The organism is Moraxella equi, from assembly GCF_002027555.1.
Taxonomy (GTDB): domain Bacteria; phylum Pseudomonadota; class Gammaproteobacteria; order Pseudomonadales; family Moraxellaceae; genus Moraxella; species Moraxella equi.
Genome location: NZ_MXAP01000023.1, coordinates 23,769 through 36,095, shown reverse-complemented (window position 1 = coordinate 36,095; position 12,327 = coordinate 23,769). Strand labels below are relative to the sequence as shown.

The 12,327-nt window shown below is 47.0% G+C and carries 11 protein-coding genes and 1 pseudogene; 11 read left to right on the top strand and 1 reads right to left on the bottom strand.

Annotated elements, in window-relative coordinates:
• The first annotated feature begins 147 nt into the window (after positions 1-147).
• Positions 148-2,514: a RelA/SpoT family protein gene (locus B5J93_RS02550; RefSeq protein WP_079324334.1), complete on the top strand. Its 2,367-nt coding sequence runs from the start codon at positions 148-150 to the stop codon at positions 2,512-2,514.
• A 63-nt stretch (positions 2,515-2,577) separates the two neighbouring features.
• On the opposite strand, the gene B5J93_RS02545 is transcribed toward B5J93_RS02550, so the two are convergent.
• Positions 2,578-2,901, bottom strand: a complete 324-nt coding sequence (locus tag B5J93_RS02545; protein WP_420811393.1) for a TraR/DksA family transcriptional regulator — start codon at positions 2,899-2,901, stop codon at positions 2,578-2,580.
• Positions 2,902-3,051: 150 nt separating this feature from the next.
• Here B5J93_RS02545 and parC point away from each other — a divergent pair, with 150 nt between their 5' ends.
• The 10 genes and pseudogenes from parC to B5J93_RS02500 all read left to right on the top strand — a co-directional run.
• Positions 3,052-5,286, top strand: a complete 2,235-nt coding sequence (gene parC, locus B5J93_RS02540) for a DNA topoisomerase IV subunit A (RefSeq protein WP_079324330.1) — start codon at positions 3,052-3,054, stop codon at positions 5,284-5,286.
• 93 nt (positions 5,287-5,379) lie between these two features.
• The gene (locus tag B5J93_RS02535) at positions 5,380-5,598 is read left to right on the top strand and encodes a hypothetical protein (protein ID WP_079324328.1); all 219 of its coding nucleotides are present in this window, start codon (positions 5,380-5,382) and stop codon (positions 5,596-5,598) included.
• 327 nt (positions 5,599-5,925) lie between these two features.
• Positions 5,926-6,075 carry a type II toxin-antitoxin system RelB/DinJ family antitoxin gene (locus tag B5J93_RS13275; protein WP_115237129.1) on the top strand — a complete coding sequence of 50 codons (150 nt, stop codon included), beginning with the start codon at positions 5,926-5,928 and terminating at the stop codon, positions 6,073-6,075.
• Entirely contained in the window at positions 6,059-6,211 is a 153-nt protein-coding gene (locus B5J93_RS13430) for a hypothetical protein (protein WP_158080665.1), read from the top strand. The genes B5J93_RS13275 and B5J93_RS13430 overlap by 17 nt, the downstream gene beginning before the upstream one ends.
• An 84-nt stretch (positions 6,212-6,295) precedes the next feature.
• The gene (locus B5J93_RS02530) at positions 6,296-6,505 is read left to right on the top strand and encodes a type II toxin-antitoxin system YafQ family toxin (protein ID WP_079324326.1); all 210 of its coding nucleotides are present in this window, start codon (positions 6,296-6,298) and stop codon (positions 6,503-6,505) included.
• Between the two features lie 3 nt (positions 6,506-6,508).
• Positions 6,509-7,159 carry a histidine phosphatase family protein gene (locus tag B5J93_RS02525; RefSeq protein WP_079324324.1) on the top strand — a complete coding sequence of 217 codons (651 nt, stop codon included), beginning with the start codon at positions 6,509-6,511 and terminating at the stop codon, positions 7,157-7,159.
• A gap of 548 nt (positions 7,160-7,707) precedes the next feature.
• A complete protein-coding gene (gyrB, locus tag B5J93_RS02515) occupies positions 7,708-10,143 on the top strand; it encodes a DNA topoisomerase (ATP-hydrolyzing) subunit B (RefSeq protein WP_079324322.1) in 2,436 nt (811 codons plus the stop codon).
• Positions 10,144-10,461: 318 nt separating this feature from the next.
• Complete coding sequence (locus B5J93_RS02510; protein ID WP_079324320.1) at positions 10,462-11,199, top strand: IS1096 element passenger TnpR family protein; 738 nt, start codon at positions 10,462-10,464, stop codon at positions 11,197-11,199.
• A 34-nt stretch (positions 11,200-11,233) separates the two neighbouring features.
• Positions 11,234-11,839, top strand: coding sequence for a 2OG-Fe(II) oxygenase (locus B5J93_RS02505; RefSeq protein WP_079324318.1), 606 nt, complete (start codon positions 11,234-11,236; stop codon positions 11,837-11,839).
• A 124-nt stretch (positions 11,840-11,963) separates the two neighbouring features.
• Positions 11,964-12,300, top strand: a pseudogene (locus tag B5J93_RS02500) (IS1 family transposase); the annotation flags it as partial.
• Between the last annotated feature and the right edge of the window lie 27 nt (positions 12,301-12,327).

Genomic DNA, 12,327 nt, shown 5'->3' with positions numbered 1-12,327 from the left:
AAGTTGAGAGTGGGGTATAATATAATAAGTAGCATGAGTATTTTATTTTTTATGGCAATTTTAATTTAAGTTAATTTTGTTGATATACCCAATCCGCTAAACATGGGTTTGTGAAAATAATCATTACAAGTTATTAAAGGACATGACGTGGTACAGATTCGAGACAGCTTGCCCTTGCTGACAGGCAAAGACTCAGGCGACAGTGCAAGCCTAGCAGCAAGCCTTGTGGCAGACCAATTGCACCCCGATTTTCAGGCACAGCTTCACAGTCAAAAACTCACCACTACCCACGACCACAGCCACGCCACCGACACGCCTGCCAAGATTAGCGAGACCGACATTGACATGGACAAATGGCTATCTAATGTCGCCCAGCGTATCGGCAAAGATGAGCTACTCCTACTCAAAAAAGCCTGCGAGTTCGTCCGCATACAATCCGCCAAACCCCACCACTCTCGCTCAGGAGCGTATGTGACAGGCATTGGCATGGCGGACATTTTGGCATATCTGTTCCAAGATGAAAACGCTCTGGTCGCTGCCATGCTCTATCGCTCGGTACGGCGTGAGCTAATTAGCATGGACTCCATCGCTCATGAGTTCGGGGCAGACATCGCCCATCTCATCGAAGACACGCTTGCCATGGGGCGACTGTCCGAGGCGATAGAGGGCAACAAACGGCTTGAAGATTATTTTGAAAATAACAACCGTGAACAGCTATCGACCATATACAGCATGCTCATTAGCACCACCAATGACGTGCGGGCGGTACTCATCAAACTTGCCGAGCGTACCTTTGCCATGCGTGAGCTGTCCTTTGCCACACCCGACCGCCAAAAACGGGTGGCTCGTGAGGTCATGACCATCTATGCTCCATTGGCTCACCGCTTATCCATCGCCCAGCTAAAATGGGAATTAGAAGACCTGGCTTTTCGCTATCTTGCCCCTGATGAGTACAAACGTATCGCCAGTCTGCTTGCCCAAAAACGTAGCGAGCGTGAACGTTACATCGAAGAAGTCAAGCAAACACTCACCGATGAGCTAAATCGGGTCGGTATCAAATGCGAAGTCTCAGGGCGTGTCAAGCACATCTACTCCATCTATCGCAAGATGATAAAGAAAAACCTATCCTTTGACCAGCTCTATGACATCAGAGCCCTACGGGTACTGGTAAACACCAACGCCGAGTGCTATCACACCCTAGGCGTGGTGCATGGACTGTGGCGACACGTCCCCGAGCAGTTTGATGACTACATCACCAACCCCAAACCCAACGGCTACAAGTCGCTACACACGGTCGTCATCGCCCAAAATCGCACCCTAGAAGTGCAGATTCGCACCTTTGACATGCACTTTGAGGCGGAGCTTGGTAAGGCGTCGCACGTCAATTATAAAGAGGGCTTAAAGGGCAATAAAACGGACGACTATCTCACCGCCAAAATCAGCTCACTAAGACAGCTCTTAGGCGGAGACAAAAGCGAGAGCGACGAGATAGAGCTTGACAACCTTGATAACGTCCAACAAATCTACGTGTTTAGCCGAGACGGGGACATCACCGAACTGCCCAAGGGGGCGACCGTGCTTGACTTTGCCTACCATGTGCATACCGAAGTTGGCAATCGTGCCCAAGGGGCAAGGGTAAACGGGCGTTATGTGCCACTGACTCATCAGCCCAAAACAGGCGACCAAGTGGAGATCATCACCAAATCAAGCCGTGAGCCGAATCGTGACTGGCTTGTCTCATCGCTCGGATACATCCATACCGCTCGTGCCAAAGCCAAACTACGCCAATGGTTTAACAAACAAGACCGTGACAAAAACATCGAAACAGGCAAGACCCTGCTACTGCGTGAGTTAGAGCGACTGAGCGTGGCGGTGTCGGGCGTGGACTTTGGTGTGCTGTGCCGAGAGCTGGACTACAAGGGCGAAGATGAGCTGTATCTTGCCATCACCATGGGCGAGATTGGGGTTAGCCAAATCTCAGGCAAAATCATCAAGGATTTGAACCTAAGTACGCCCAATGTCAGCGAAACGCACATCGAATCCAAACCCCAAACTCGCCCCAACAAATACAAGATTGACGTGCATGGGCTTGACAATGTCGAGATACATCTTGCCAAATGCTGTAACCCTGTACATGGCGAACCCATCACAGGCTTTATTACGCTCATGAATGGGGTCAGTATCCACAGTAGTGACTGCGTGGAGCTGTCACGGCTCGCCCAAAAAGAGCCAGAGCGGGTCGTCTGTGCCGACTGGCAAGCGGAGTTTGGGCGGTATCAGCCTGTCTGTGTGGTCGTGGACACTCACGCCACAAGCGGACTGCTGCGGGATTTGTTTAATGTCATCGACCGTGAGAAAGTCAATATCCAACGTGCCGAGACAGTCTTTGATGACGGCATGGACGCTCAGATGAAATTCTTTGTGGAAGTGGCAGGCATTGAGCATTTATCTCGCCTGCTTGCCAAAATCGAACAACAGCCAAGCGTGGTCAAAGCAAGGCGCAGTGTGGGCTAGGATTTAAAAACGCCAAAACAAAAACGGTTCAGAATGAACCGCTTTTTATGGTTGTCAGGCTGTCTATTTGGCGTGCTTGATACACTCTGTGGCATACGGCACCGCGTCGAGTCGCCCTTCTTCTATCTCTTCACCGCACTCACTGCATTCGCCATACAAGTCGTTTTCAATGCAAGATAAAGCGACATTGACTTTGGCAAGGTTGTCTTGGGCTTCGATGAGCAAATTTTTACGCATGTCATTTTCTTGGGCGGCGACAGCTTGGTCGTCCCAATGTTGTCCTAGCTCATCTTGGGGGTTTTCTAGGTGATTAGTGATTTTGTCAATGCGGTATTCATACTCTGCTTTTAGGGCAAGCAAATCGGCTTTGTGTTTGTTGATGTCCATGATAACTCCTAATGGCTAATAAAATAAAGGATTTAAATATAGATTAGCATAAATTTAGAGTGTTGGGTAGCGATATTTTTAGCCCCCTGACAAATAGCCATTTTTTATTAAGTTTGCTACAATACCCCAAATTTTTATTGACACCACACCATGAAAACCGATTTTGACACCCGCTCCATTGCCGAATTTACCGAATCCGCCTACCTAAATTACGCCATGTACGTCATCATGGACAGAGCCTTACCGCACATCGCTGACGGCTTAAAGCCCGTTCAACGCCGTATCATCTACGCCATGAATGAGTTAGGACTTCGCCACACCGCCAAACCCAAAAAGTCCGCCCGCACCGTGGGCGACGTGCTTGGCAAATACCACCCGCATGGCGACACAGCGTGCTATGAAGCCATGGTGCTTATGGCACAGCCGTTTAGCTACCGTTATCCGCTTGTCATGGGGCAAGGCAACTGGGGCAGTCCTGACGACCCCAAATCCTTTGCCGCCATGCGATACACCGAAGCCAAGATGAGCAATTACGCCAGCACCCTGTTGTCCGAGCTTGGCGAAGGTACGGTGGATTTTATCCCCAACTTTGACGGCACGATGAGCGAGCCTGCCACGCTCCCTGCCCGCCTGCCAAACATCTTGCTAAACGGCACCACAGGCATAGCCGTGGGTATGGCGACCGACATTCCGCCCCACAATCTCACCGAGACCGTCAAGGCGTGTATCAAACTCCTAAAAAACCCTACCATCACCACAGCCGAGCTATGCAAAACGGTACTTGCCCCTGATTTGCCGACATCTGCCGAGATTATCACACCAAAAGATGAGCTTGTCAAAATGTACGAAACAGGGCGTGGCAATTACAAAATGCGAGCGACTTATCATATTGACAAGCAAGACAAAAATACCGTCATCATAGACGCTTTGCCCTATCAGGTCTCAGGCTCAAAAATCATTGAACAGATTGCCAAACTCATGACCGACAAAAAACTGCCGTGGGTCAATGACATCACAGACGAATCCGACCACGAGAACGCTTGTCGTATTGTCATTGAATTTAAGCGGGGTAAGGTTGAGATTGACAAAATCATGGCTCATCTGTTTGCCACGACCGACCTAGAAACGTCCTATCGGGTCAATATGAATATGATTGGGCTAAATGGCAAACCTGAGGTCAAAAATTTAAAACAAATCCTATCCGAATGGCTCTCATCACGCCGTGCGGTGGTGCTAAGACGACTCCAAAACCGCCTGGACAAGATTGACAAACGCTTGCACATCTTGGCAGGTTTGCTCATTGCCTATTTGCACATTGATGAAGTCATTGCCATCATTCGCACCGAAGACGACCCCAAGGCGGTCTTGATGAGCCGCTATGGGCTGTCTGACACCCAAGCGGACGCCATTCTTGACATCAAACTTCGCCAATTAGCCAAACTAGAAGAAATTGAGCTAAATGCCGAGCGAGACGAACTACAAAAAGAGCGAGCCATCATCGCCGAGCAAATAAATAACCCCGACAGCCTAACAAGCCTACTCATAGACGAGCTAACCTTTGACATGAAAACACATGGCGATAAACGCAAATCGCCCGTCGTGGAGCGTGAAGAATCTGTCGCTGTCAAAGCGTCCGAGCTGACCCCGAGCGAGAGCGTAACCGTCATCATCTCAAAAGCAGGCTGGATTCGCATGGCAAAAGGGCACGAGATTGACCCTGTCGCCCTAAACTTTCGTACAGGCGATGAGTACGCCACGCACGCCCTTGGCAAGACGGGTGAGCGACTTATCGTCCTTGATAACATGGGGCGTAGCTATGGGCTAGACACGGCAAGTCTGCCGTCCGCTCGTGGGCAGGGCGAGCCGATTAGCAGTATGCTCAACTTGGCAAATGGCGTAAAAATTGAGCAAGCCCTATTTGAACAATGCCCCATTATCCTAGCCAGCAGTCAAGGCTACGGCTTTATCACCGACACCAAAGGGCTAGACACCGCCCAAAAAGCAGGTAAAGCGGTGGTCAATCTGGGGGATGCGACCCTGTTGCCATTTGCCCCTGTGGGCAACGCCACGCACATTGCGGTGGTAAGTAGTGGCGGAAATCTGCTCATCTTTAACCGTGATGAATTGCCCGTACTGGCAAAGGGCAAGGGCAACAAACTCATGAGCCTAAAAGACAACGAAACGCTGGTGGCGGTGTGTGCCTTAGCCGATACGGACAATCTTATCATTCGCACCAATAAATGCACGCTCACCCTAAAACCTGCCGACTGGGCAAGCTATCGGGGCAAACGTGCGGGGCGTGGCGGAGCATTGCCAAAAGGGTTTTTGAGCGTGGTGGGGATAGGCGTGGAGCGTGTGGAAAAAACGGAAAAGGTGGAGAATTAGGTGTTTTGTGGGGTATGTATCACGCACTTTTAAATGAAAAAATGGGTGTGTGGTACGCACCCTATGCCCAACTGAACAATCTTGGAAAATACCATGAAATTTAGCATTATTCGTTGCCTTATCGCTCTTATTTATATTCTATTTATGATAAAAATACTGGCGGAAGGCAATATTCGAAATGGCACAGCTATTGTTTTATCCATTATAAATACAATGCTAGTACTCATCGCTATTTTAAATACCGATATTATCCTGCCCAAGCAATTACGCCACTTCATCAATTGGGTATATTTGGTAGGGCGTGGCGAATGATATTTGCAGGGCTTGCGATGTTATGGGGTGGGATTTTCTTTGTTGGGTTGATTTATAGGTTTATCATGGACAAATCTATAAATGCAGGGCAGTTATTGGCAGTTAGTATTTTTGTTTTTGTGGGCTACGCAGGATTTAGAATGCTAACAGCAAAATAATGCCAAAACAGCGTACAAACCACTTCAAAATAACAAAAAATCCAACATGGCGTTGGTTTTTAGCCCAGTCATAGATACACACCACACACCGCCCAAATCCATGCCCATTCATTGCATTTTTCAAATAATCACGATAAAATAAAGAAAAACCCACGAAAAAGGAGCTGTCATGAGCGGTAATTTTAACATGAGCTTTGACCCTAAGGTAAGACAAGAATTTGCCGATGTGTTATCAGGCTATGGCTTGACCGTTCCCCAAGCCTTCAAACTCTTTGCTAATGTAAGTCATCAAAACCAAAACCGTGCCTTTATCCTTTGATTGGCAAGCAAATGATGAACTTTGCGAGCAGGTGCTGGTTGCCCTAAATGCCAACGAGCGAGAAAAACAGGCAGGCAAATCGGTGCGTTATGCCGATTTTGATGAGATGATGACGGATTTGGCAAATAAGCGATAATCATCAAAAGCCACGAGAGATTGAGATTTTCTCATCATTTAAACGGTGTGCCAAAAAGCATTATCTACACCTTATCAGTGGCGAATGGGCAGAAGTATCAACTGTCTCATTCATCGCACGCCCCTACCGCCCAAATATAAAGACCATGCCCTAACAGGCAATCTAAAAGCATATCGTGATTGCCACGTCAAAAATGATTTGGTATTGCTTTATAAGATATCGGACGATGATAAGGTGTTAGAGCTACATTATTTGGACACGCATTCGGAAGTTTTTAAAAACGCTGATAAATAACCCATGAAAAAATTCTACCTAATCCGCCACGCCCAATCCGAATCCAACGCAGGACACGCCATTCGTCCAAACCATAAGATTGCCATTACCAAGCTCGGGCAAAACCAAGCGACAGACGTGGCGGACTGGCTTATCACACACGTCCCCATGCCTGACAAGGTTTTTGTGTCGTCCTATATCCGCACGCACCAGACGGCACAGCCTTATTTGGATAGGACGGGCATGACCCCTATACAGATTGATGATTTAAGAGAGTTTAATTACCTAGATTATGAGCATATCAAGGATTTGACATTGCCCCAAATCGTCAACATGGCGGACGACTACTGGGCAAATAATGACAAAATCCACACCGACAGCCCCACAACCGATAATTTTGCGAACCTTGCAGAGCGTGTCAAGGCGGTGCGTGATGCGTTTGATGCCTTGCCAGACGGCACTTATGTAGTCTTTACGCATGGTATGTGGCTAGGTATGCTCATGTGGCAATTGATGCTTGGCTATCATGGGGGCGAGTGTCCACGCCTGTTTAATATGATAAAATTTAGAGAATTTGAGCTTGCCGTCCGCCCCAAAAACTGTGAAGTTTATCTGATGATAAGCGATGACGGACACAGCACAATAAGCAAGGTGAGAGTTAGGGGTGATGATTGATGTTGAATTTGTAAGAAAATACTGACAAAACTTTGCGATTTTTGCGTATTTTCTTATGGTTGCCGTTTTGGCATAATACACTCATCAGCAAGGAGAGGGTACACGGACATACCAACACGGATGAACGCTGATATTATGGATAGAAGTTATGGACACACGGAGTAACATCTCCTATACAGCAAAACCGCAAATGTTTATTTGCGGTTTTGCTGTTTTTTGGCTAAAAGTTATTTGGTTGGGTTGTCTTGGGGTTATCACCATGGCTTGTCTTGATAAATGGACTGATGATACACTCTACAAAATGAAAAAGTGCTACGGTTTTTCGTTCGTGGTGAGCTAAGTCGAACCATAACGGAAACTGACCCGCAGGCAAGCTTGTGGCAAAAGTTTTTCGTAGTAAAATTCAATTTTGTTAGCTTTACATATATAAATAGCGTTTCACGTGAAACATCATCGCCAAGCCAAACCTTTTAGCTGTGCTTTTTTGGGCAAAAATGCTATAATAACCCACATTTTTCAAAGAATTAGGCGTATGCCAAAGGATTTTTATGAGCGAGCAACTTCCTACCAACAACTACAATGCCAGTAGTGTGCGAGTTTTGCGTGGACTAGAAGCGGTGCGAGTCCGCCCTGGTATGTACATTGGCGACACCGATGACGGCTCAGGGCTACATCACATGGTGTTTGAGGTGGTGGATAACGCCATTGACGAGGCACTCGCTGGGCATTGCGATGAAGTGCTGGTTACCATTCATGCCGATGAGTCAGTGTCGGTGGCGGACAACGGACGGGGCATTCCTGTGGACATTCACCCCGAGGAGGGCGTGTCGGCAGCCGAGGTTATCATGACGGTGCTACACGCTGGCGGTAAATTTGACGACAACAACTACAAAGTCTCAGGCGGTCTGCATGGCGTGGGCGTGTCAGTGGTCAATGCGTTGTCTAAGAAACTTACGCTTACCATCTGGCGAGGCGGCTATGCCCACACCCAAGACTACACAGATGGTGTGCCTGATTTTCCCCTAAAACGCCTTGACAAAACCGACAAAAAAGGCACCGAAGTTCGCTTTTATCCAAGCGATGAGATTTTTACGGGGACGATTTTTGATTATGACATTCTTGCCAAACGCTTGCGTGAACTCTCCTTTTTAAACTCAGGCGTGCGTATCGTCTTAACCGATGAGCGAGACGGCACACAACATATTTTTGAGCATAAAGGCGGACTTGGCGAATTTGTCAGCTACATCAATGACGGCAAACAAACCCTAAACGACATTTTTCATTTTACTGCCCAAAGTACGGACGGCATTGGCGTGGAAGTCGCCTTGCAGTGGTCGGACAGTTATAACGAAAAGGTACTTTGTTTTACCAACAACATTCCCCAACGAGACGGTGGCACGCACTTATCAGGCTTTCGCTCGGCTCTGACTCGTTGTCTAAACGCCTATATGGATAGCGAAAACATCGGCAAAAAAGAAAAAGTGGCGGTAACGGGCGATGACGCTCGTGAGGGGCTTGTGGCGATTGTGTCGGTCAAAGTGCCAGACCCCAAATTTAGCTCACAGACCAAAGATAAACTCGTCTCCAGTGAAGTCAAATCCGCCGTTGAAACGGTCATGCACGAAAAGCTGTCCGAGTTTTTGCTTGAAAATCCAGCGTCTGCCAAAGCAATCGCAGGTAAAATCCTAGACGCTGCCCGAGCAAGAGAAGCTGCCCGCAAAGCCCGTGAGATGACCCGCCGTAAGACCACGCTAGACATCGCAGGACTCCCCGGTAAACTTGCTGATTGCCAAGAAAAAGACCCTGCCTTATCCGAGCTGTACCTTGTGGAAGGGGATAGTGCAGGCGGGTCTGCCAAGCAGGGGCGTAGCCGAAAAACGCAAGCCATTTTGCCCTTAAAAGGTAAGATTTTGAATGTCGAGCGAGCTCGTTTTGATAAGATGCTCTCCTCCGCCGAAGTGGGGACGCTCATCACGGCACTCGGCACAGGCATTGGCAAAGATGAGTATAACCCCGACAAGCTCCGCTACCACAAAATCATCATCATGACGGACGCTGACGTGGACGGCTCGCACATTCGCACGCTACTGCTCACGTTCTTTTTCCGTCAAACGCCAGAGCTTATCGAGCGTGGGCATATCTACATCGCCCAGCCCCCACTTTATAAGGTCAAAAAGGGCAAGCAAGAGCTGTACCTAAAAGACAATGACGCTCTAAAATCCTATCTGCTCTCGTCCACGATTGACGACAATCAACTGTTTTTGAGCAAAGACACCCCTGCCATTCGTGGGGAGGCGTTGGAGAGTCTATTAAACGATTATAGCCTTGCTCAAAATACCAAAAACCGCCTAAGCCAAAAATATCCAGAGAGCCTGATTGACGCCCTAACCTTTGTGCCAAAGCTAGAAAATGAGATGCTAAAAGACAAAGTGGCATTGCGGACATGGGCGGACAAATTGCTAAACGTGCTAAATGACAAAGCAAGCGAGCTGTCGCCACAGGTGAACCTAGAACCTGTGGGCGGTGCGGACGCTGAGACCGCCCAAACATTTTTGCCAAAAATCACAATCTTTGTACATAAACTGCCCCAGCATTATACGCTTGACCCCTTATTTGTCAATTCGGGCGAATATGCCAAATTATTAAAATTATCAAGTACTTGGAACACGCTACTGACCGATGAGAGCTTTATCAGACGGGGTGATAAGGATTTTGCGGTCAAAGATTTTGACCATTTGTGGGAGCAGTTTATGGCGGAGGCTCGCCGTGGGCTTGCCATTCAGCGTTATAAGGGTTTGGGCGAGATGAATGCCGACCAGCTTTGGGAGACGACCATGGACCCCGAAAACCGCAATATGCTCAAAATCACAATAGAAGATGCCATTGAAGCTGACCGCCTGTTTAACTGCTTAATGGGCGATGAGGTTGAGCCAAGACGGGTGTTTATTGAAGAAAATGCGTTGAATGCAGATATTGATACCTAGGGCGTGTTAAACATTGATAACATTTTTTATGAATAGATAAAAACTTAAAGACCACAATCAATTTTTGCATGAAAAATGGCTATCCGACCACTTAATTTTTTAAAAATTAAGTAAAATCTTAAAAGTTTATCAAGTCAAGTGGTCGGATTGTTTTTCATTGCAAAATATCAAGGTTCAACACACCCTGATGACTGCTTGAAATTTGCTTGTTTTGATGGTTTTTATTTTCAAAAACCGTAGGGGCGAATCACATTCGCCCTTTTTGTAAATTGATGATAACACACCTAAATTTATCAAACAAAATACCAAGGACAAATCATGAACACCTACCGCCTAAAAATATCCTTAGTAGAACCGCATTACCCCATTAATGAGTTGCACCGCATTGTCGAAGTGTCGGGCAATATCCGCTTTGATGAATTGCACCAAGAGATATTTCGCCTATTTGAACGCCATGACGAACATCTGTGGCAGTTTTTTATCGCTCGGGGCAAAATGGACAGCTTTAATAAGCTGTTTAATGATTGTCATGAACACGTTCTACTGAATGGCAGTTGGCAGTTGGATGATGACTTATTTGTCAGCGAAAACAAAATCTACCCCACATCAACCACGCTAGATGAGCTAAATTTAGCCGAAAAAGAATACATCTATTATTGGTTTGATTTTGGTGATGATTGGCTGCACCGCATTCGCATTGAAAAAATCACCCAAAGCAATGACGCTGACGGCTATCACTTTGCCGTCATCAAAGCCGTGGGCGAGATGCCGCCCCAATATGCCGATGAGTCTGATGAGTTTTCAGATACACCCTTTGACCCAAATAACATCAGCCCCGAGCTGGATTTTGAGCTGTCCTTGTTGTCCGCCATGATGCTTATCGTGGGCGACCCGACCAATCCCACACGCTTTGGCGATTTGGTGGAAGCAGGCATTGCCGATGAGATGCTAAAAAGAGAGCTTATCAAGCCTTGCGTAAGTCTCACGCACAGAGTGCAACTGACCGCCAAGGGCGAGAGCGAGCTTGTGCGGGCGATGGAGATGCTTGGGATCTGATTTTGATATTTGGCATTTCGCATAGGAATACACCATGACAACCGCACCGTTTGCCATCGACTGGCACGCCCTAATAGACCCCAAGCTTGACAACTTTATCGCCACAGGCACCATGATGCTTGATGATGTCTTTCATGCCACCGACTTGACCGCCTTACAAGCTGAGAGCGGATTTATAGAATACAGGCAAGCTCATCTGACCCACGGCGAGCGAGAGAGTGCCATTCGTGGCGACAGCATTCGCTGGATTGATGAGTCCTGCCCTGTGGGGCTGGCATATCTTGGGGCGATTGACGAGCTTGGGCGGTATTTTAACGCCACACTATACACAGGCATTCGCTCATCAGAAGCTCATTATGCACGCTATCCATCAGGCTTTGGCTATAAATGGCACTCGGACAACCCCAAAGGGCGAGATGAGCGGGTCATCTCTGCGGTGTTTTATTTAAATGACAACTGGATAGCGGACAATGGCGGTGCAATAACGGTGGTGGATAAAACAGGGGAAACTATCCAGCTTTTACCACAACTCAACCGCCTTGTGGTGTTTGATAGCAATCTGTTACACCAAGTGGAAATTACCAACCGAACACGGTTTTCTATTGCAACGTGGTTAAGACGTGATAACAGAGTTCTATAATGACAGATTAAAAAAATTATCAATCAATCTCATCAAATTTTAATTCATAAATTAGGTAATGGAAATTTAAAAGCCTATGAAATTTAAAAGCCTATAATGAAGCATCCTTTAATTAGGATTTGCTTATATTTATGACGGACACACAGGTGAGATTGTTGCCTATGTATGGGGCAGACGAAACCTTGCTACTGCCAAACAGTTAAGGTCAAAATTGATGAGTTTAGGTATAAGTTTTAACAAAATTGCTTGTGATGATTGGGATGGCTTTCTTGTTGCTTTTAAGCACTCTATCAAACAAGTGGGCAAACGCCTTACCGTCGGTATTGAAGGTAATAACACAAGGCTTAGAACCTTTGCTAGGCGAGCATTTAGAAAAAACGTGTTGTTTCTCTAAAAACCTAAGCAATCATCTTAAAGCATTTGACTTGGTGTTTCATTATATCAACCATGGGTGGGTGTAGCATACTTTTTGGACTGCTAGAAAGTTT